Origin of the sequence: Veillonella tobetsuensis, from assembly GCF_002959935.1 — a bacterium.
Taxonomy (GTDB): domain Bacteria; phylum Bacillota; class Negativicutes; order Veillonellales; family Veillonellaceae; genus Veillonella; species Veillonella tobetsuensis.
Map to the genome: position 1 here is coordinate 245855 of NZ_PPDF01000008.1, position 21374 is coordinate 267228.

A 21374-nucleotide genomic window follows, 5' to 3' on the forward strand; every position below is an offset into this window, starting at 1 on the left:
AAATAAAAAGAGACTTTAATGAATATCATTAAAATCTCTTTTTCCCAAGAAAATATTGATATGAATTCTTGATATATTATAGTACGTTCTTATATAAGCCAATAATATCATCATGATTGGCTGGATATGGATTAAATCGATAACACATATCCTCCAACGCTCTATCAGTCATAAGATTTAGTTTTATCTCAGATGTAGCTTTATCCACACCAAAATCAGTAAGTGTCATTGGGCATTTTAAAGTATGTTGTAACTTAATGATTGCTTTTAAAAGAGACCCTAATTTATCTTCCTCTGAGGCATTATGAGATACAAAACCTAATTTAGCGGCTAAATGAGCATATTTTTTTGCCACATCAGGATTATGAGAACAATTAAAAGCAATCACATATGGTAAGAGCATACTATTAGCTAGACCATGAGGTACATGAAATTGCCCACCCAACTGATGTGCCATGGCATGAACAAGACCCACGCCGGCCTTGTTAAAGGAAAGTCCTGCAAGGCATGATGCTTCGTGCATTGACATGCGATCTTGGTCTGTGGCTGTTGGCTTATAACATTTTGGTAGGTATTCAAAGACAAGCTCAATTGCTTGCTGTGCCAACGCATCAGTAAAATTATTTGCCTCTGTAGCTACATAGGCTTCTAGAGCATGAACAAGCACATCCATACCGCTATAAGCAGTAACATTTGGCGGTGATGTTTTAACAAACAACGGAGTCAATAAAGCTTCATCAGGTAGTACTGCATCATCAAGAAGAGGATATTTAACTTGTGTTTCACTATCCGTAAGAACGGCAAAGGATGTTACCTCTGATCCTGTTCCACTAGTAGTAGGAATAGCAATAAAGGATTTAATATCCATATGCTTTAACTTACGTCCAAAATAGGCAATTCCCTTACTCATATCAATGCAAGAGCCGCCACCAATTGCAATGATGATAGTCGGTTTAATACCTTCCATATACTGGATACCTTTTACTACATGGGTAATCGGAGGCTCCGGAACCACTTCTGTATAAGTACTTACCTTATTTTTACCTTCCATAAGACTTATCACATACGTAAGGTTTGAGGAGTCTTTTAAAAATGGATCACATATGATAAGGATAGACTCATTATTAAATTCTGTAAGACGATTTAAAGAATCTGGCCCCACATAGATTTGGGTCGGAAATGTCCATTTATTCATATGCTCACCACCTATCTAATGTTAAAGCCCGTTGTTAAGCAGCATCTACGACGACGTGCAAAACATCGAGCAGATGTTGTAGATTCCCCAGTTGGAGTGGCAATCGTAAAGGTTGTTGTTCCTTCTCCACTGAAGCCAAGACCTGCATAAGATGGACCATTTTTAACAAATATAGATGTTTTCATCTTGCGAGCCATACAATTGAGGCGTTCCATATTCAAAGAATGCATTGTTGCCGTGTGGTGTAATCCAGCTTCTAGCATCAAGCATACTTCGAGACCTTCGTCAAAGCTATCTACGGTCACAACAGGTAGAATAGGCATTAACATTTCAATAACTGCAAATGGGTGTTCTTTTGGTGTACGCAAGATAATTAAGCGAGGGTCACCATTATACGGAATATGTGCCGCATCAAGAATGACGCTTGCATTTTTACCGACGAACTGTTTATTTGGTGTCCCATTTGGTAAAACTGTTAAGTCTACCAAGCGTTGAATATCTTGTTGGTTTTCAATAAGGACACAACCAACTTTTACCATTTCTTGAACCAGCTGTGGTTCAATTTGGCGCATAGCTACAACGCTCTTTTCAGCAATACATAAAATATTATTATCTAGGCTTGCACCGAGAACAATATCTTGAGCGGCCTTTTTAATATCTGCCGTTTCATCTACAAAGGCTGGTGGATTACCAGCACCAGCACCGATAACCTTTTTACCACTTTGAAGTGCTTGTTTTACTACACCAGGCCCACCAGTAACAACTAATAAGCTCACATCTGGATGTAGCATCATCTCTTGAGCGGACTCAATAGATGGCTCACGAAGTGTAACGATAAGGTTTTCAATACCAATCGATTTAGCAATAATTTGGTTTAATTCGCTAACAAGTAATCTGCTCAGATGTTTGGCACCAGGATGAACGCTAAAGAATATAGCATTCCCTGCAGCCAACATGCCAATAGAGTTACATATCAATGTCTCTGCTGGATTCGTACTGGGCGTTATGGCACCAATGACACCGTACGCAGATAATTCATATAATGTCATACCATTATCGCCTGTTTCACACTCTGTCACAAGATCTTCTACGCCCGGTGTTTTATCAAGTGTAAGATTTAATTTTAGTACTTTATCCGCAATACGACCCATTCCCGTTTCTTCAACAGTTTTTTGAGCCAACTCTTGTACTCGTGGTCGCATAGCAGCACGGATATCTGCAATTACCTTTTCACGGGTTGCCAAGGTACAATCTTCAAAGCGAGCTTGCGCTGCTTTTGCTGCTCGAATTGCGTCATCAACTGTATCAAATACCCCTGGTTCGACTTGACCCCTAGGTGCTTGTTTAATAGATTCTGATGAGGCATTTTCTTGCTTTTGCCCCTGTAATATATCTATAACCATGGAGCGGATCATTTCTTTCAACTGTGTATTGTTTTCCATCATGAACCTCCATATAGGTTGCATTGCTGATGCAATGACCATATCAACTTACGGTGTACACAATCAAGGTTACATTCATGATGTGACACAATAACTAGGTTTAATTCTGGCACCAGCTAATTCCTATACAATTATTTTTCAAAACTATCAATAATACCCACAATAGCACAATCTACTGCGGTGCCTTTATCATTTTCGAAAATATGCCGTGCCGATGAACCTCGAGTTAAAAGCACATATTCACCTTCACCAGCACATACTGTATCGACGGCGATTTCTATGCGCCCCGTCAACTCTTGTTCTCCATCGAGAATATCTACCATCATCAGTTTCATTCCCTTTAGAGATTCATGCTTTTGAGTAGATACGATACTACCCACAACTTTACCGACTTGCATACTTCTCGTTCCCTTCAATTATTGTGATACCTAAGCTCTCGATTTCATCTCGAGCAGCCATGGTGAACCGTTGTCCCCTATATACGACGATAATAGACTGACTTTTACAAGATTTAACAAAAGAGGCCGTTATCCACGCTTGATGACTAGCATATATAGGACGACCAAATTTATCTAGAAATTTGATAGGCCAATCTAGAATGACTGATGGATTCATCAACGAGGTTACAGGAACTGCTAGGCGTATCGTCACCTCACAGTCATAAGCTAATGCACGGTGCAGGCAAGCTACCCAAGGCACCAATGTATGGCTCATCAGCTCTCGTATATGACCATAATCTATACCAGTGAAAGAAATGAGCTGGTTCTGCAACAATATATGCTCATCATAGCTATTGCAATCTGTGACCATAAAAGTTGCAGTGGATGTCATGCGCTTTTCTAGGCGTTCTAGCACCAGTTTAACTAATGCATCCATATTAATGCTCACTTCCTATGGCAATCCCTAAGGGTGTTACAAATTCTGGATATAATGGCTTATGCACAGGCAATCCTATATATTGACTGAAGGTTTTTGTGAATTCTTCAAAATTAGAAGCACCACCTACAACAACAATAGGAGTCCCCTTTTCATAGCCCCCCTCTTGCAACGCACGCTTAGAAATAGCTGCCATCTTTTCAACAACAGGCCGTATCGTTGCATATACATCGCGTTTATTAGCTTCATTGCGCTTATAAGCCTCAGCTTCGGAGATAGAGATGCCATAGGCCCCGCTAATCACGAGGTTCATATGGGTACCTCCTGTAGGCTCATCTACGGTATATACAACTTGGCCATCCTTTAAAATGCTTATGCCCGTAGTGCCACCACCGACGTCAATAACAGCGCCATCAGTGATGCCTAGCACATTAGCAGCAGCGGTAGGTTCGTCTAGAATACAAGTTACTTCAAAACCAGCACTTTCTAGCACATGACCGACTACATCTTTATTCTTTCCTATCGTCCCAGGTGGTACAGCTGCCGCAGCATATACAAGTTCTGTGCCCAAAGCTGCTTCTGCCTTAGCCTTTAAAGCTCGCGTAATTGTAACAGCGCCTACATAGTCTACTACAAGGCCATCACGGATGGACTCGTTGTATTCAAAGGCACCATATATAGGTTTGCCTTTATCATTAACTACGGATAAGACAATAGATGATGTACCAAGGTCAATGCCTACACGCAAATTCTTTTGATTATGAGAGCTCACTTGTTTAGACTCTACAAGATCAGAGAACTCTTGCAAGGTATTATTTGCCTTTTTCAAACCTTTCATCATATCACCTACTTTACTGTACAATTCTCGCCATCACTGTACCTTGTACATTGGCAGCATTTGCCTCATCTGTATCAATATGGAGCTCTAGAACAAAACCAGGTACAGCTCGAACGATGACATCACTGAATACAGTAGTGCGCTCAGGTGTTTGCAATTCTACGCTCACACTCTCGCCATCGATTACATGAAGCCTTTTTGCATCTTCTGGCGACATATGAATATGGCGCTTTGCAACAATGCAAATAGGTTTAGTAACTTCACCATTTTCGGTGCATAGAGTAATCTCTACGGCCGATTCTAAATGACCAGATAGCACAATTGGAGGCTTAACACCTAATGTACGTGCATCAGTCAATGATACCTCCACTTGTGATTGTTTTCTGAGCGGTCCCAAAACGCGGACATTCTGGATAACTCCCTTGGGTCCCACTAGGGTAACTGTTTGTTCTGAAGCAAACTCTCCAGTTTGTTTTAAGTCACTTTTTTTAGTAATAGCCTGGTTAGGGAATAATATATCCCAGTCCTCCTGACATAGATGGACATGTCTATTGCTCACACCTACGGGAATGGACGATTCGAACATGGCTTCGATCACTTCTCGTACGATAGCACGAATCTGTTCCCGATCCATAAGCTATTATCCTTTCTTAGGTAAGATCAATTCTACATCGCTATGAGGGCGTGGAATTACATGAGTAGATACTACTTCACCTACTTTTTGTGCTGCTGCACAGCCCGCATCAACAGCTGCTTTTACAGCGCCTACATCACCGCGAACCATTACTGTTACAAGACCTGAACCGATTTTTTCAGTACCTTCTAATGTAACGTTAGCTGCTTTTACCATTGCGTCTGCCGCTTCAATTGCGCCTACTAAACCTTTTGTTTCTACCATGCCTAATGCGTTATTCATGATAATCTCCTTTATTATTTACTACATTATTTCTTTTTTGAGCTTTTCTTCGGTGCTACTTTCTTTGTACCAGTCGACTTAGAACTTTTTGGTTCTATAATCGTAGATACGATTTCATCTAACACTTCAGCAACCTTTTCATCTAATGAAGATTTCTCTTCTTCAGATGTATTATCTTCTGCTTTTACTGGTTCATTAACTACCGCTTCCTGAGATGCTTTTGTATCATCAGATACCTTAGCTGGCTTATCTGTAAAATCATCATTAAAGGATTCTACTAAGCCTTCTGCAGGTCGAGGAATTACTTTATGAGCCACATAAAGGTTCATACCTTTTGTAAGCGCTACACCAGTTTGGACAGCTGCTTCAACAGCGGCTACATCACCAGCAACCTTTACAGTCATCCAGCCAAGGCCTCTCGCCTTTTCTATGCCGATCAGCCGTACATTTGCAGCTTTAACCATTGCATCTGATGCGGTGATAGCCCCCAGCAAACCAGCTACTTCTAGTAACCCTAGTGAATCTTTCACCATGCCACCTCCCGACGTCTATTTCTTTTGATGATTCGCACGTACGATTCATGCAGTCCTATAACATTAGCTACATTGCATGCCTACTTCATCCATTAGTATGATTCTTTGAAACATCATTCATTAGATAATGTAAGCATTACCTTTATTCTTAGGTTGTTCTCCCATAGTTTCTAGTAAAGCTAGTCCTACATCACGTGCCGTTTTTACAGCTTGTTTAACAGCACCCGAATCACCACAAATTTGTAAAATAACTTCGTTACTCATAGCGGAGCTCGATGGTGAACGATAGCCTACCACATCTACATTAGCTGACTTAACTGCTGTATCTGCCATAACTACACCTATAGCCGCTGGAGCACCAACAATCAAACCAAAAGCTTTACCTTCTGGAGTGCCGAAGGCAGTGACTAAGGCTTCTCCAGCGCGAGCTGTATATTGAACTTCCACATGACCTGCCTCATTCATATATACTTCGCTAAAAGTACGTTCTAATTCACGTAATGCTACTTCCACTGAACGTCTTACATCAGATACATCATCGCCACCAAATATGATAAGGGAACCAGCTCCGGCACCGCCTTTCATATCTCTAGCAAATTCAATGCTAACAATCTCTGTATTCGTTGCTTTTACAGCTTCATCAGCAGCCATGATTTGCGGCCCTGCACCTGTACGTGAACCTAAGATACCGATTGATCGATATGACTTAGTTAGCTTCATAGCTTCCAATACTTGACTATCTACATTTGCAATTACGAGACCAATTGTATCGCCTGTTATAGTGCTACCTACGTGTTCAGTAATGATTGATGTTTGTAGTTGACTTATACTAGGCGTAATTACTGCTGACGAGCCACATGCACAAGATGCAGTAGTTGTTACGCCAGTTGTAACATCACCTAAACCAGCGTCATCAATACGCATCAATACGCGTCTTAAAATCTCATCTACCATACCTTTAGTATCGGTCATAATTATTCACCCTTTGTTGGTAAAATACCTTCCACATCTCTATGTGGTCTTGGAATTACATGAGTAGAGATAACAACACCTACGCGTTCCGCAGCGGCTGCACCTGCATCTACGGCAGCTTTTACAGCACCTACATCACCGCGAACCATAACAGTAACGAGACCAGAGCCAATTTTTTCATTGCCTACGAGCTCCACATTAGCTGCTTTAAGCATTGCATCTGCTGCTTCGATAGCGCCTACTAGACCCTTAGTTTCCACCATACCTAATGCTTCTTGTGTCATCTGTTTTCTCTCCTTTTACAAAACATAGTACAAAGATCACAAATTTATTTTTCTAAAAGTTCCACCATAGTGCCTATGTTCATAAAGGCAAAATGTGCGGTTTTAAGAAGTTGTACCATCAGCACAGCTCCTGTACCTTCACCTAATGCCATTTGTCCATGGATTGGAACTTCATCAAGACGAATATTTGCATACGCTAGTGCTGCGGCCATGCCCACTTCACGAGAATAGTGAGATGGAATGCCATACAATGGCGCTTCACCATTCATTTGAGTGGCACAAGCCATCGCCACCGCCGTAATATACCCATCGATAACGAATGGAATATGCAAATCTGTACAGGCTACCATCGCACCTGTAATTGCGGCTATATCAAATCCACCAACGCGACTAATTACATCCTTTGGTGTATTAAGATACCCCTTATGATGGGCTAATGCAGTCCGTACAAACTCACGTTTTTGATTCATATACGCTTCGTCATCGGGACCAGATCCAGGTCCTACGGTTATTCGTGGGTCTAATTTTGTAAGCCCGCTTAACACAGCTGCTGATGTGGTAGTATTACCAACGCCCATTTCACCGAAGGAAAACAGGTTGATTCCCGATTCCGCATAGTACACAACGCGGTTATAACCAGCTTGGTATGCTAAATCAAATTCTTCACCGCTCATAGCGGCACCATGTAAAATATTTTTCGTACCTTGACTAACTTTTCGGTCTATCCCTATTCCTTTAGGACACGCAATGCCTACGTCTACCACTTCGTAAGGAATATGGTTAAAGATACAGTAATTAGCAACTGCGCTTTTACCATCAATCATATTCTGAGATTGTTTACGAGTAATTTCGTAGTTATAACCGATTAGTCCGTCTACGGAGATTCCGTTATCTGCAGAAAAGATAATATGTTGTACGTGAATCTCAGGCCGAATCTCTTGCCAAGCAAGACACATTTTTTTGAAATATCGCTCCCATAGACCTAAGCTTTTTGGAATAATCGCCTTATTTAAAATAAATTGGTTGAGTTGTTCTTCAAAACCTCTGTCCATGGAAAAACCTTCTTTCAACTAACTGTATATGTAGTCACATAAACTGTTCAACGATTCTTGATCGTGAACGGATATTTCAAAAATCTTAGTAGCCCCCGCCAGTTTAAGATTACGGCGAGGCGCCTCTACATCTTTGCCCGTATCCACCTTTGATACAATACCTATAACCTCGCGATTTAGGGAATTCCCAAAACTTGGCGGGAATATCGTTGTCGTATCACCTGCAGGAATCATGAAAATCACCAGATCCGCATCATAGGCATGCAAGATAATGCCTCGATAGTAATTAGGATTTTCCATGTATTCTCCAGGGGTATCAATGAAGTTACCTACGCGCGTTATAGCTTGTGTCTTATGATACGTAGCAGAGCCATGGGTAATCGTATCTGCTAATGTGGTCTTACCACATCCACTGCGCCCTACGAGAAGGATGCGCTTTTGTTTTTGTTCGGTACTCATAATTACCCTTTCATTAGGATCTTGTTAAATCCGTTGGAAAGAATCCTAATATGCGTTGCAATCCTTCGATAACACTGCGCAATGCTGATTCAACAGCAGATACATCACCAGTTATGAGAAGTGCTCCCGAAAATCTGTCGATGAAACCGATTTCGATATCACCAGACTTGCTTGCAATATCAGCTGCAATAATGGTCCCTTCGCCAGGTGTTATGGTAAGAATCCCAATAGCATTACGCCCCTTTTCTTCAAGCCCCATTTTTCTAAATAAATCAGGCTTAGGATTAGCAATAACATGAGCTATAGTAACCTGTTTTCCGGGTACAAATTCTTGAATGATGCGTTGTTTTGCATCAATTACCTCTTGAAAGGCCATATAATCTCCTCCTAATACAAATTATGTATTTCATATAGTGGCACAGGACTGTAAATACCAGTCGCTCTGTAAAGATTCTTCTTAAGGCGCCACTAACTTGAAGAATACTACAGCTAAGCCAGCCCCAATCAAAGGCCCAACGAATGGAACCCATGCATACTGCCAATTTGCCGTTCCCTTATTAGGAATTGGCAAAATAGTATAGGCCAAACGCGGACCGAAGTCACGAGCTGGATTTAAAGCATAACCTGTAGTTGCACCAAAGGACATACCAATAGATGCCACAAGAATACCTATAACCATTGGTGCTAAACCATCAGCCATTTTACCTAAACAAAGTATTGCTAACATAAACATAAATGTAGCTATGATTTCAGACATCAAATTGCAAGGTTTATTATCGATTGCTGGACCTGTTGCAAAAATCCCTACACAATTTCCTTCATCAGGGCCTGTTACTTTAAAGTGTGGATAATAGAACAGTGCAGCAATGGCAGCGCCAGTAAAACCACCTGCAATTTGAGCTATGGACATGGGAATTACTTGCTCCCAAGGAAACAAGCCTGCCACAGCAAGGGCAAAAGTAACGGCTGGGTTCAAATGACCAGGCCCACCAAGTGTAAACCCTACATAAACACCAAAGGCTACGGCAAATGCCCATCCAAAGATAATGTGTAACCAGTTAGTACCAAAGATACTAACAATGGTTTTCTTTAACAAAATCGATGCATTTGTACTATTACCAAATGCGATTAAAACTGCAGTACCAACAAACTCACTAATATACATTTGCGTTACGTCCATTGTCTTCACCTCATTGAGTTAACAAAGATTGTAATGCATGAGATGCAATGTCCATATCTTCTGCCACGGTACCACCGCTAATACCAAACCCACCGACAATTTCGCCATCGATGATGATTGGGTAACCTCCACCAAAGGTACAGATCTTACGATTTACCATGGATTCAATGTTGAATAGATCGCCATCAGGCTGTGCACTTTGATGTACTTCATGAGTTGCCGCTTTGAGAGCCACTGCTGTATAGGCCTTTGCCTGTGCGATATCATTGCTGATGAGCAATGCATCTGACATACGATGGAAATACATTAATACCCCCTTTGCATCCACGATGGATACAACGATAGGTACGCCTATGGACTGAGCATAGTCCATAGCTGTTTGTGAAAGTTTCGTCATAATCTGTTCTAGCTTTGTTCTAGTTTCCATATAACTAACTCCATTTTCATTAGTATGCTCCATATGTCGTAAGCTCTGATTCGTTTCCGCCAGTACCTCAGCAGGACTATTCTTAACACGTTCTGCTACGCGCTCTACAATCGTTTCTACAAATTGCACATAGTCTTCCATGCGAGCCATGATATAAAGAGCATCGGATAATCGATTTATAAATTTTCGAACCTCATCGCGAATTGGTTCTACTTCACCTAAACTAATGAGTAGTCGTTCACCGCGACGACATATAGTGCGCGCCACATGAAGCTCTGCAGCAGATAAATAGTTACCGCTTAATATAAAGCTATGTTGCTGTGGTAATCGCTTCGTATAGTCATCAATCATACGTTCCAAATCGCTAATATCTTGTTGTGAAATTAAATTGCTACTTTCACTAAGATATTCCACATGAGGCGTTGCTACCTCCGCACATAAGCGAAAGAGCTGATGTTGTAATGTGTGAAGCACATGTTTATTGTCCGGTGAGACCACTAATTTCTCACAAACACTAACCTGTGCATTTAATTCATCAAAGGTTCCATATGTGTCCACACGAAGTGAATTCTTAGGTACTCTGGTGCCATCAAAGAGGGCCGTAGTACCTGCATCACCAGTTTTCGTATAAATAGCCATATGCACCACCTCTCAAGTTTGTTGTATTTAAAAGGCCACTTCCAATCGCTCATCAAAAACGAAAGGATTGCCTTTTACAAGGCGAGCTGCATTTACACCTAAGGTGCGCAAGCTATCTGGATATTGAGCATAGCCTGTTAGTCGATAGATGAACTGATGAGTCGGTATGTTTTTATAGGTCAACACAATCGCTTGTTCATCTACGCCTATTCCTACAGATAAAGCAGAGTTTCGAGATGCTAAAACAGCCAACTCCAGATGAGTCCCACTATGAGTCTCAATCACCACGGGCAAGCCCTCTTCTTCAATACCGTATAAAACAGGTTTTAACACATCCTCACCAATATGCGGTGTAGTATAGAGCAAGATGGTCGGCTTACTGATGATACTTTGATCCATCATAGGCCTCCCTTCTGTGCATAGGAGAGTACAAGTCCTGTTGCAACAGCATTTCGGGCCCCTTCCACGCCTCGAATATTGCCTCGACCTGCTACTAATGCATATTGTGAAAGTGCATCGGTTACAAGTTGAGGAATTTCAAAATCTAGTGCAGATCCACCTACGATAACTACGAATGGTATATCTCGCACATTATGAGTAGGACTTACAGATGCTAACGCTCGCAGTGAATTTGTTACAAACACCCGTTTCTTTGCCGTTTGGCGCACACGCTTAATCGTTTCTAGAGGAATATCTCGTTCTATTGGAACAAGTCCATCAGGAGTGACGATAACAACGCGGCCAAACAATGTAGCCGACAGCGGTTCATTAAAGAACTGTACTGTTCCATCTTCATGACGAATGTGATATACGCTAAGTACCTGAGCTAATGGATCTCTCTTAATGGCCTCAGCAATATGCATATCCTCTAAACCAAGTTCGGAGTTGATAAGCATTGTTACCATGTTTCCCGCTCCAGCGAGATGAATGGCCTTAATCTTTCCTTCTTGGTTGATGATAGATGCATCGGTAGAGCCTGCGCCTAGATCGAGTATAGCCATTGGTTTCGCCGTCCCTGGCGTTGTTAATGCGCCTAAGATTGCCGACTCAGCCTCTTCACCACCGATTTCAACAGGTATACCTAACTCTTTTTCTACCTGCTTCGCAATGATTTCCATTTGTAGATGATCTGATTTAACCATGGATGCAATGCCTACGGCTTGTTCCATGGAGAACTCACCTGCAAGTCCGCCCTTTACATTGATAGGAACAGCTACATCTACGGCTAGCAAGTCTTGGATGAATACATCTTGAGGTGATTTATTCGTCAACTGCGCCATTGTAAGGCGAACCTTTTCAAGCATGCCCCCTACATTTGTACCTGCTTCACCACTAATATCCTCTATAGGATGAATCGACTCAAGGGTTTCCATGATTTTTTCGGCCCCTGCCGATACATCGACGGATACAGTTCGATCCTTTCCTATGACGATGATGGAGCCAGCTGGTATAACCCGTTCCTTTACATCCCCTGCCGGTGTTTTAATAACTACAGCAGAGCGGTTCCCGATGAGGGCTCTAGCGATAGGTACAATGTTCTTTGTTTCCTCTGGTGAAAGCTCAAAAACAGTGGCAATCCCATAAGGATTAGATAATTGTGACACTACCTGCCCTGGTTCTACGACCTCTACAGCAGAAAGCATACCCATTGGAATTTTATCGATATACGCAACCTCGTCTACGATAGGAATTTTATAATCCAATCGATTATTAACGAGTACGCCATCATCGGCTTGAAGGATAGCAGCCCGAACATCATAGCCTCGCTGACAGTACGCATTGATAAGCTGTGCTATCAATTCAAAGTCAATGATTTTTGGCGCTACCACAATGTATGGCTGGCCTTGGGGCTTATCGATAAGCTGTTCAATAGGAACTGTATATCCTACACCAAGACCTAAACCGCCTGGAGTTTTAGGATTGTGCCCTATCATAGTAGATTCTGTAATGATGGTTTCCGTAATCGTTTCCATGGCCACATCGCCAATAACCGGTGTAGCCTCATTAATACGTACTAAGTCAATATCTCGTAGTGTAAGATTAGCAGACCTAATTAGCGACTTGAGGGCATCCATGAGGCCTACGATATTCTCGCGAGTCCCTTTAATGCCTGTCGTACTAGCGATAGCGGAGGATAAGAACTTAACTTCACCATTGCTATGCACCTCGGCCAAGGCCGCTTCTGTTGTAGAGTTTCCGATATCGATGCCAACAATTCGTTTCATAATGACATCTCCTATAGGTTAATTATCACCTTTAAGTTTTTTACGACGTTCGTAATTTTCTGCAGCTTCTCGTACAAAGTTTGCACAAATTGGAGCCCCTACACCATCAAGTTCGCTAGCAATATCTAACAGTTCTTGTTTCGAAGAACGATATGGACGAAGTGCATTGTACATTTCAAGTAACCGTTTATCGCTAACCTTCGTCATTTCTGCTGCTCTAGAGAAGTTAAGTTCAATTTGATCACGACCGCCGGCCTTAGCGATTTGACCTTGGGCTTTCAAAATGGATGGAGAAATCTTCAAATCATCCATTGTAATATGTCCGGCCATTACGTTATCCATTGTAATGTGACTCAAGTCACGTCCTTGACCAAGATCAATCCATTCAGGATGTTTTTTCGCAATCGGATAATCTTCGATGGTAACCACGCTATCTACAACTGTTGTATTAGGTGTAGATGCTTTATAAGGCGCAGAACACTGTGTTGCATTCCCCTTCGCCCCTTCTAATTCAGATACGATTTGCCGAATTAAGGTTTCTAATTCATTAGCCATAGTAAACCTCCTTATACAGTGACACGAACTTCATCAGCCGGCTTACCTTTTACTACATGCTTAGTTTCTTTAATGTGTAGCAATGCAGATAATGCTTGGTATTTTGGACGAGCCATTTGATCGTTCAAGGTTGGTACTGGTGTTGGGGATTCGCCCTTCGCATATTTAGCAGCATTTTTACCGATAGCGCGGTAGGTTTCAGCTGTTAATAACGGTGCTTGAGGGAATAATTCCAAATTTGAAAGTGGTTGTAAGTCCCGTTGGTGAATCAAGGTTGTACCTTTAGATTGAATACCGATACATACGCCAGATCCAGAAATAGAATCGCCTTCAACGGCTACGGCCGCTACGTCAGAGGAACGGTATACACGAATTACACGAGCTTTTAAACCTTCTTCTTCGATACCAGCTACTAATTGGCGAATTACCTCTTGATGCGGTACACCAACGATAGTTTGTCGTTGACTACGGCCAAAGGCAGGGCCAACAGCAATAACCACTTCATCTGCGCTTGTGCCAGGTTGTGCAGGGCCACCAGTTTGGAGCCAGCTATCGTCACCAGTTGGATCTTCATGTCTAGGAGCCGCACTTGGTGTTGTGCTTTTACCAGCACTAGCCTTGAATTGTGGTGCTTCATGAACACCACCCATTTCTTGTAAAACGTCTAGGATAATAGAACGTAATACATCTCTGTTAATTTCAGCCATCATGACACCTCCTTATATATCCCGTGGATCAATGGCGTTTGGAATATCTTTAATGCGTTCCCAATCTTCACCTTCCACACGATAACCTGTGCCAACGCCTTGATAGTCATTTCTATTGTTAATCGCGGAGATAACATTGAAATCACGGTCAAAGATGGCCGATGTTTGTAAGTAATCGCCGGAAATTTTTTGTTTTAATAGGTTCAAGATACTTTGCGCTACATCAGTATGACCTTCTTTAGCTAAGCCTTTTACAAAGTCAACACCTGTCACACCGCGATTCAACAAGTCTTGTGCAGCTTTAATATCTGCAACCTTATCGCGAGGAGGCATATCTTTAGAACCGTTCGCATAAGTAGCAGCCTCTACCTCTTGATCTGTAATCGGAGGCAAACCTAATGCTTTGAACAAAGCTTGTAGTGCACGAGCCGCTTTATTACGAACTGCTACTACTTCTTCTTCGCGAGCAGGGATAAGACCGCCATTTACCTTAAGGTCACGTTGGATAACTGTCCAGTCATCATAGTCCTCTGCATCCCAGTTGGAACCAGCAAACATGTTGTCGTAGTTTGGTGTAGAACTGTAACCGGAACAGATAAAGTCAGTACCAGGCGCAAATTGCATCAATGTACGAGCTGTTCTGCGCAAGTCGGAGTGACTGAATGTTTGGTCATTACTAGATGCACATTCAAGGTCGAGCATAGCTGCTACAAGGTTTTCTGCTAATACAGCACGGATACCAGAAGGTACGGCTGCTGGAATACCGATACAGCTTACAGAACCATTTTGGATACCTTGTACGCCAGCGCCTTTTGTGATGTATAGGCAACGGATTTCAAGGTACAACATAGATTTACCTTCTGCTTGGCCCATTTGTACTTCAGAACCTGTTCCAGAGGTGAAGCGCATTTTAAGACCACGAGATGCATAAGCAGATGCGAGGAATCCTTTAGACCAAGGGGTATCATCACCATCGGTAAATACGTCTTCTGTACCATATACGGAAATTGTTTCTGCATATGCTGTGAAGCCACGCATACCAAGTTCTAATTCTGTTGCTTCTTCCAAGGAGCATTGAGTCAATACACCTGGTCGACCGCATTGAGAACCTACTAGCAAGCTAATCGCATTAAGTGGTGCATAACGAGCAACAGCTACTGTAGTTTCTTCTTCAGCGAAACCACGAAGTGCACCTTCAGCAGCATCTGCTGCGATTTGTACTGGGTTATCGTTTACGTTCGTTACGTGGGCTTGGTTGGCCATTGTACGACGAGCGCGCATTTTTTGCATACATTGCATCATTTCAACAACGTTCATGCAAGAAACAACTTCTAGCATTTTCGCTGGTGTAATGGATTTACATATTTTAACGATTTCTTCACGAGGTACTGAAGGTGTAAGCATCATATTGGCAATTTCTTTTGAATCCTTTGCCATTGCTTGTTCAGCACCATCGAGAACAATACCGTAATTAGCAATAAATGTATCAATAAGATCAAAGTCTTCGCGGCGTTTACCATCGAGTTCCATGATGCGACCGCCTTCGATTTTGAGGCTAGGCTTTGGATCTTGAGGAGATTCCATGGCTATAAAACCTTCCTCTACCCATTCCTTTACATAACCATCCTGATTGACAGGACGTTGACTTAATACTTCAAAACGTTTTGATTTCATAGGGCATACCATCCTTTCAGATTAGATATAGGAAGGGGCTCCGTTCACTGGTTCGTCACCCATCGTACCGAGCAATTGTTTACCAACTTCACGAGCAGAGATAACTGCTTGTCGTACAGCCCCAGAATCGCCAGAAATCTGTAAAATAACTTCGTTAGAATTGCTTGTGCCTGCAGAAGGAGATGCATAACCAATTACATCAACGTTTGCAGATTTAACAGCTACATCGGCCATAACTACGCCAATCGCTGCTGGAGCACCTACGATAAGGCCAAAGGCTTTACCTTCAGGAGCGCCAAATGCTGCATTTACTGCATGACTAGCGCGTGCTGTATATTGAAGTTCAATATGACCAGCATCGTTTGCGTATACATCGCCAAAGGTGCGTTCCACTTCAGCTAATGCTACTTCAATAGCGCGTTTTACATCGGATACATCGTCACCACCAAAGATGATAAGAGAACCGTGACCGGCGCCACCTTTAGTATCACGAGGTAATTCAATGCTAACAATTTCAGTATTGGTTGCTTTTACTGCTTCATCAGCAGCCATAATGTGTGGGCCTGCACCAGTACGAGCACCTAAAATACCGATGGAACGATATTTTTTCTTTAGTTTCATCGCATCTAATACTTGTTGATCTACGTTAGCAATTACGAGACCAATAGTATCACCAGTTTTACTAGTCCCTACAAATTCAGTTAATCCACATGTTGTCGCCATAATAACCTCCATACATGTAATGAAAGCATCTTGGTACAGGGATATTGTATTATTTCTTTATATCGCCATAATTGTTCCATTCACTTTTTATCGCTTCATTTTCTATTCATATATATACAACTATTTTCCTGTACACCATATATTTTTATAGAGCATGCTTTGCTATTCAGTCACTATCCATCGGACTCAATCCTTTCTAAATCATTGTTAAACAAAGGTTTTATCTACTCTTATTATAAAAATTTTGCTATACAACATTTTTATGTATATTTGTAAAATGCGATTTTCCTATTATCAAAATACTACAATCCTGTTATACTTATACATGCACAGCCGAATATGTATCAGTAATAACGCAAAGTTATAAGTATATGAATTTTAGGTGATATATCACTTTTCTCTTTTTCAGGTTTAGAGTCTGTCCACTAAATAGAGAACAAGCTACTCTATTATAGCGGTGAACTTACTAGACCTCTTAACACATTTGTGATTGGAGGTTAGATTATGATTTGCAGTAAAGAAGATACAAAACTTATCAATGAAGTCATGCGTGATTTCACTAATATTACAAAAATCGCAGCAATATTCGTCAATAATCGTGGAAAAGTATTATCTCAAGAATATAACTTTTCCCCCTTCTGTAAGGTTGTGCGTCGTAACCCAATCTATGCGAAGCGATGCAATCAATGTGACTTGTATGGTGGACTAGATGCCACAAAGGAGCTATCCTCTTGTCCTTATCGTTGTCATATGGGGCTTATAGACTTTTCTGTACCAGTAATGAAGGATGGTGGTATTTTAGGATTTATCATGGCCGGTCAAACAAAAACAGAGGATACTACAATTAAACCAATTTTACCTACACAAACAGATTGGCACGAGGATACTAAGCTTCGCACCTTATACCAGGTATTACCAACTCTTACGGCTGAACAAATTTATAGTGCTACAAAAGTTTTACGAATCTTAGTAGAACATTACTTTCCATTCAATGATTTAGTGGCAGAAGAACTACCATATGAACAGTTACCTGACTTCATTGAGTCTGAACAACCTATTAATCGTCCAGAAATTAGAAAAGCTATATTGTATATAGAAAAAAACTTAAGCAAACGAGTATCGCTCAGAAGAATTTCGGATCATATTCATTTAAGTGAGTCATACTTCTCTAAGATTTTTAAAGATGATACAGGCCTTTCAGTAATGCAATATATTACGTTGCTACGCATGCAAGAGGCTAAAAAATTATTAGTCTACTCCCAGTTAACAGTCAACCAAATCAGTAAAACATTGGGGTATAATAGAACTAGCTACTTCTGTAAAATATTTAAAATGGCTACTACGGAAACACCTCATTCGTATAGAAAAAAATATGCTAAACCTATTGATACTTGATTTACTAAAAAAAGGCGTAACACCATTGGTGTTACGCCTTTTTCGTATCTATAGAGTTATGTCTTGAAAAGGTATTTTTATCAGATACATAAAAACGGTACTAAGACGATTCTCCGTACTACTAGATAATATACCTAATAGCTAAAATCAAACTTAGTACCGTTATACATATCGCTCTATATACTAAATAACCTAATCAAAATCAAAAGATTCAATTATAAAGTTGATGTTGTTTGCTCGATAGAAATAGTTACAGGTGCTGATAATTTAGCCTCTAACCAAGCCTTTATTCGTTCCGAATCTGCATCAGATACAGTGGACGTGGTATGGATAATCACCATATAGCGACTCGCTTTAGGCTGTTCTAGATTATCTATCAAAGGCATACCTTCCACTTTGCTTACAAACGGGAATAACGCCTTTGCTTCAGCTTCTGTCGTTTTCATAGTATTTATAGTTTCACTTACTATTTGATAAGTCGGCTGGTACAGATTACTCAAGTTTTTATATGTTTCAAGATTCTCTGAAGATTTATTCAAGTTCGTCTTATCCATAGTAGATTTTTGCTCATCTACGCTATTAACAAATCGTAATGTATAAGGTTGCAAGTACTCATCTTTCTGTAACTTGTCATCCAACTGGGCTTGCTCCTCTGAAGTCACAGGAGCTCCTATAACTACTATGTCTACTAGCTTATTCGTTTGATCCAATGAATAATCAATCACTTGTCGACGTCCCTCTTGATTAATATCATTCTTAATAAACTGCTCCATATGATTTGACTCAGAATACTTGATGGTCATATCATAGCCTGCATAAATACTTGGTATAGCCATAATAAGACCAATCACGAGAAATATTAGCTGGTTACGACGATTAACCTCTTCTGCTTGTTTATGGAATGGCAAACTATATACACCCTTTAAAACAATAAAAGATGCAAAGAAGATGAAGAATGCATTTATAAAGAATAGATAACCAGCCCCAAAGAAATAGTTCCAATTTCCATTAGCAAGTCCATATCCTGCCGTACATAGTGGTGGCATAAGTGCAGTCGCAATCGCAACACCTGGTATAACATTATCTAAGGTCTTACGCGTTTGCCCAATAATCCCAGCTAAACCACCAAATATAGCAATGAATACATCAAAAATATTCGGTTCTGTACGCGCTAATAGTTCAGATGTAGCCGCCTGAACGGGAGAAATATAAAAATATAAAGCAGATGCCAAAACAGCAATCGTAATCTGTAAGGACAATCTTAAAATACCACTCTTCACAACTGTAAAATTAAGCGTAGCGAAGCCAAAGCCAGTTGCTAGAATAGGTCCCATCAACGGCGATATAAGCATAGCACCAATAACAACTGCCGTACTATTCATATTCAACCCAATAGAGGCAATAAACATGGAGAGGATTAGGATAACCAAAGCAGGTCCCTTAATCTTAGCCCCACCTATCAATCTTTTAGCGATAGTTGCATCATCAGCTCGCTCAAAATGTATATCAAAGTATTTATTTATTTCCATTCGTCCTCCTTATAATTTCATCAAATCTGCAAAGGTCCCTACGTTTACAAACATATGCTGTGTTGTTTTCAACATTTGAACCATTAAGATAGCTCCTGTCCCTTCGCCCATCGACATTTGGGCTTGAATAGGAACCATGTCTTGTGTAATACCTACCTCAACTAAAGCTAGCTCCGTACCTTTTTCTCGAGAGTTATGAGATGGCAATGCATAATCCTTAACACGATCATTCATATGTACCGCACAAGCTGCTGCTACAGCTGTAATAAAGCCATCAATAACAAAGGGCTTTTTAAAATCAACACAAGCTAACATAGCTCCAAGAATAGCAGCAATATCAAAGCCCCCTACATGGGCTACAATTTTACGAACTCGGTCAGGCTCAATTTCAGAAACAATATTAGCCTTATGCTTATCTAATACAGCGCGCACAAAATCAATTTTACGCTTCATCAAATCTGGTTTATCAGGCCAAGAACCAGGTCCTACCGTTTCAGTCGGATCTGCACCCGTCAATGCAGATAACACACAAGCAGAGGTTGTCGTATTCCCTAGTCCCATTTCGCCAAAGGAAAATAGATTTATCCCTTGCTTTACATAATGTTGTACCCGTTCATAGCCAGCTTGAAAGGCACGATTAAATTCATCCTCATTCATAGCAGGATGATTCAAAATATTCTTTGTCCCCTTCGCTACTTTGCAATCTACACCGATGCTATCATCTGAGGCGATACCTACATCAACGACCTCATAGGGAATGTTGTTAAAATTACAAAATTGCGTTGCCGCTGAACGGCCCAAGAGCATATTACGCGACTGCTTTTGCGTCACCTCATAGTTATAGCCTACATAACCTTCCATATTGCACCCATTATCGGCTGAAAATATAATATGCTGTGGTCGGATTTCACCACTAATCTCGCCCCAAGCTGTGCAAATCTTGCGAAAATATGTCTCCCATAAACCAAGTCCACCTGGTATGAGGCATTTAGGTTGGAGAAATTTATTCAGTTCTCTATCGAATGAAGTTATTTCGTTATCTTTCATTTTATATAGTATTACCTTGTCGATATAAATCTAAGAAATTTTTGAGGACTCGACCTGTTAATCCCCATATCGTATATGTCTTATAAGGATAAAAATATACGGAATAATTTTGACGAATTTTCCAATCAATCTGATATCCTTCTAGAAGGTCAAATGGAAAATCTCGCAATGGCTTTGTGCCAATATCTAAATGCCCCACAGTAGGTTCCATTTTGAGCAAATACGATAATGGTACTGTAAAGATTTCTCCTACCTCAGCATTATTAGGATTAAACTCTGATGTATGTAATCGAACTACTACGGCATGTAGTTTAACACCAATGGCCGACACTAAACAATCTAAAGGACCTAATAACTCAATCTGTTCAATAGCTATACCAAGTTCTTCCGAGCACTCTCTAATAGCCGCATCAGCACCGGTCTTATCGGTACTTTCACAGTGCCCACCGGGAAAACTAATTTCGCCAGGTTGTCTCCGTAGTTGGTGGCTACGCACAGTGAATACAATATGATCTTCACCATCAACTTCTAATAAGGGTACTGCTACAGCAGCAGTAATAACATCAATATCTGTAGTTACTTGTGGTTCACGGTTACTTAAAAATTTCATTAGTTCTCTGTCCATAGCAATCCTCCTTTTCTTAATTATACCAACTATCGTTTTCAATATAATAGTATTAATCACATAAATCTAAAACTTTACTAC

The 21374-nt window shown here is 40.8% G+C and carries 25 protein-coding genes; 1 reads left to right on the forward strand and 24 read right to left on the reverse strand.

Annotated features, from left to right (window positions below; genetic code table 11):
* Window positions 1–76: 76 nt before the first annotated feature.
* The 21 genes from VTHSUH11_RS04310 to pduB (VTHSUH11_RS04410) all read right to left on the reverse strand — a co-directional run bounded on the left by VTHSUH11_RS04310 (window position 77) and on the right by pduB (VTHSUH11_RS04410) (window position 16697).
* Window positions 77–1195, reverse strand: a complete 1119-nt coding sequence (locus VTHSUH11_RS04310) for a 1-propanol dehydrogenase PduQ (protein ID WP_105092750.1) — start codon at window positions 1193–1195, stop codon at window positions 77–79.
* 11 nt (window positions 1196–1206) lie between these two features.
* Complete coding sequence (locus VTHSUH11_RS04315; protein WP_244899981.1) at window positions 1207–2640, reverse strand: aldehyde dehydrogenase family protein; 1434 nt, start codon at window positions 2638–2640, stop codon at window positions 1207–1209.
* 128 nt (window positions 2641–2768) lie between these two features.
* Window positions 2769–3035 (reverse strand): EutN/CcmL family microcompartment protein, encoded by a 267-nt coding sequence (locus tag VTHSUH11_RS04320; protein WP_059364824.1) that lies wholly within the window; start codon window positions 3033–3035, stop codon window positions 2769–2771.
* A complete protein-coding gene (gene pduM, locus VTHSUH11_RS04325; RefSeq protein ID WP_059364821.1) occupies window positions 3022–3513 on the reverse strand; it encodes a PduM family microcompartment protein in 492 nt (163 codons plus the stop codon). The genes VTHSUH11_RS04320 and pduM overlap by 14 nt, the downstream gene beginning before the upstream one ends.
* Before the next feature lies 1 nt (window position 3514).
* Window positions 3515–4354, reverse strand: coding sequence for an ethanolamine utilization protein EutJ (eutJ, locus tag VTHSUH11_RS04330; protein WP_082161480.1), 840 nt, complete (start codon window positions 4352–4354; stop codon window positions 3515–3517).
* Window positions 4355–4364: 10 nt separating this feature from the next.
* Entirely contained in the window at window positions 4365–4985 is a 621-nt protein-coding gene (gene pduL / locus VTHSUH11_RS04335; protein WP_059364815.1) for a phosphate propanoyltransferase, read from the reverse strand.
* Window positions 4986–4991: 6 nt separating this feature from the next.
* Complete coding sequence (pduA, locus tag VTHSUH11_RS04340; RefSeq protein ID WP_005385294.1) at window positions 4992–5267, reverse strand: propanediol utilization microcompartment protein PduA; 276 nt, start codon at window positions 5265–5267, stop codon at window positions 4992–4994.
* Between the two features lie 26 nt (window positions 5268–5293).
* Complete coding sequence (locus tag VTHSUH11_RS09650) at window positions 5294–5800, reverse strand: BMC domain-containing protein (protein WP_105092752.1); 507 nt, start codon at window positions 5798–5800, stop codon at window positions 5294–5296.
* 120 nt (window positions 5801–5920) lie between these two features.
* Window positions 5921–6772 (reverse strand): propanediol utilization microcompartment protein PduB, encoded by an 852-nt coding sequence (pduB, locus tag VTHSUH11_RS04350; protein ID WP_105092753.1) that lies wholly within the window; start codon window positions 6770–6772, stop codon window positions 5921–5923.
* A 2-nt stretch (window positions 6773–6774) separates the two neighbouring features.
* On the reverse strand, window positions 6775–7056 hold the full coding sequence (gene pduA / locus VTHSUH11_RS04355; RefSeq protein WP_059364808.1) for a propanediol utilization microcompartment protein PduA: 282 nt from the start codon (window positions 7054–7056) through the stop codon (window positions 6775–6777).
* 44 nt (window positions 7057–7100) lie between these two features.
* Entirely contained in the window at window positions 7101–8108 is a 1008-nt protein-coding gene (locus VTHSUH11_RS04360; RefSeq protein ID WP_059364805.1) for a nicotinate-nucleotide--dimethylbenzimidazole phosphoribosyltransferase, read from the reverse strand.
* An 18-nt stretch (window positions 8109–8126) separates the two neighbouring features.
* Window positions 8127–8567, reverse strand: coding sequence for a EutP/PduV family microcompartment system protein (locus VTHSUH11_RS04365; protein WP_059364802.1), 441 nt, complete (start codon window positions 8565–8567; stop codon window positions 8127–8129).
* Between the two features lie 13 nt (window positions 8568–8580).
* Window positions 8581–8943 (reverse strand): ethanolamine utilization microcompartment protein EutS, encoded by a 363-nt coding sequence (eutS, locus tag VTHSUH11_RS04370; RefSeq protein ID WP_038117203.1) that lies wholly within the window; start codon window positions 8941–8943, stop codon window positions 8581–8583.
* 81 nt (window positions 8944–9024) lie between these two features.
* Window positions 9025–9747, reverse strand: coding sequence for an MIP/aquaporin family protein (locus VTHSUH11_RS04375; RefSeq protein ID WP_105092754.1), 723 nt, complete (start codon window positions 9745–9747; stop codon window positions 9025–9027).
* Window positions 9748–9757: 10 nt separating this feature from the next.
* Window positions 9758–10813, reverse strand: coding sequence for a cob(I)yrinic acid a,c-diamide adenosyltransferase (locus VTHSUH11_RS04380; RefSeq protein ID WP_059364795.1), 1056 nt, complete (start codon window positions 10811–10813; stop codon window positions 9758–9760).
* Window positions 10814–10840: 27 nt separating this feature from the next.
* The gene (locus VTHSUH11_RS04385) at window positions 10841–11215 is read right to left on the reverse strand and encodes a glycerol dehydratase reactivase beta/small subunit family protein (protein WP_059364792.1); all 375 of its coding nucleotides are present in this window, start codon (window positions 11213–11215) and stop codon (window positions 10841–10843) included.
* Window positions 11212–13038, reverse strand: coding sequence for a diol dehydratase reactivase subunit alpha (locus tag VTHSUH11_RS04390; protein WP_105092755.1), 1827 nt, complete (start codon window positions 13036–13038; stop codon window positions 11212–11214). The genes VTHSUH11_RS04385 and VTHSUH11_RS04390 overlap by 4 nt, the downstream gene beginning before the upstream one ends.
* A gap of 18 nt (window positions 13039–13056) precedes the next feature.
* A complete protein-coding gene (locus VTHSUH11_RS04395) occupies window positions 13057–13593 on the reverse strand; it encodes a diol dehydratase small subunit (protein ID WP_105092756.1) in 537 nt (178 codons plus the stop codon).
* 11 nt (window positions 13594–13604) lie between these two features.
* Entirely contained in the window at window positions 13605–14303 is a 699-nt protein-coding gene (locus tag VTHSUH11_RS04400; RefSeq protein WP_009352508.1) for a propanediol/glycerol family dehydratase medium subunit, read from the reverse strand.
* Between the two features lie 9 nt (window positions 14304–14312).
* A complete protein-coding gene (locus VTHSUH11_RS04405; RefSeq protein ID WP_059364781.1) occupies window positions 14313–15974 on the reverse strand; it encodes a propanediol/glycerol family dehydratase large subunit in 1662 nt (553 codons plus the stop codon).
* Window positions 15975–15995: 21 nt separating this feature from the next.
* Entirely contained in the window at window positions 15996–16697 is a 702-nt protein-coding gene (pduB, locus tag VTHSUH11_RS04410; RefSeq protein ID WP_038124004.1) for a propanediol utilization microcompartment protein PduB, read from the reverse strand.
* A 504-nt stretch (window positions 16698–17201) separates the two neighbouring features.
* On the opposite strand from pduB (VTHSUH11_RS04410), the gene VTHSUH11_RS04415 reads away from it, so the two are divergent.
* Window positions 17202–18092, forward strand: a complete 891-nt coding sequence (locus VTHSUH11_RS04415) for a PocR ligand-binding domain-containing protein (protein ID WP_105092757.1) — start codon at window positions 17202–17204, stop codon at window positions 18090–18092.
* A 215-nt stretch (window positions 18093–18307) separates the two neighbouring features.
* On the opposite strand, the gene VTHSUH11_RS04420 is transcribed toward VTHSUH11_RS04415, so the two are convergent.
* Genes VTHSUH11_RS04420 through VTHSUH11_RS04430 form a run of 3 tightly spaced genes read right to left on the reverse strand, consistent with a single transcriptional unit; the run spans window position 18308 to window position 21293 of the window.
* Window positions 18308–19621, reverse strand: coding sequence for a DUF389 domain-containing protein (locus VTHSUH11_RS04420; protein ID WP_105092758.1), 1314 nt, complete (start codon window positions 19619–19621; stop codon window positions 18308–18310).
* A gap of 9 nt (window positions 19622–19630) precedes the next feature.
* A complete protein-coding gene (locus VTHSUH11_RS04425; protein WP_105092759.1) occupies window positions 19631–20668 on the reverse strand; it encodes a nicotinate-nucleotide--dimethylbenzimidazole phosphoribosyltransferase in 1038 nt (345 codons plus the stop codon).
* 1 nt (window position 20669) lies between these two features.
* Window positions 20670–21293 (reverse strand): NUDIX hydrolase, encoded by a 624-nt coding sequence (locus VTHSUH11_RS04430; RefSeq protein WP_105092760.1) that lies wholly within the window; start codon window positions 21291–21293, stop codon window positions 20670–20672.
* Window positions 21294–21374 lie beyond the last annotated feature (81 nt).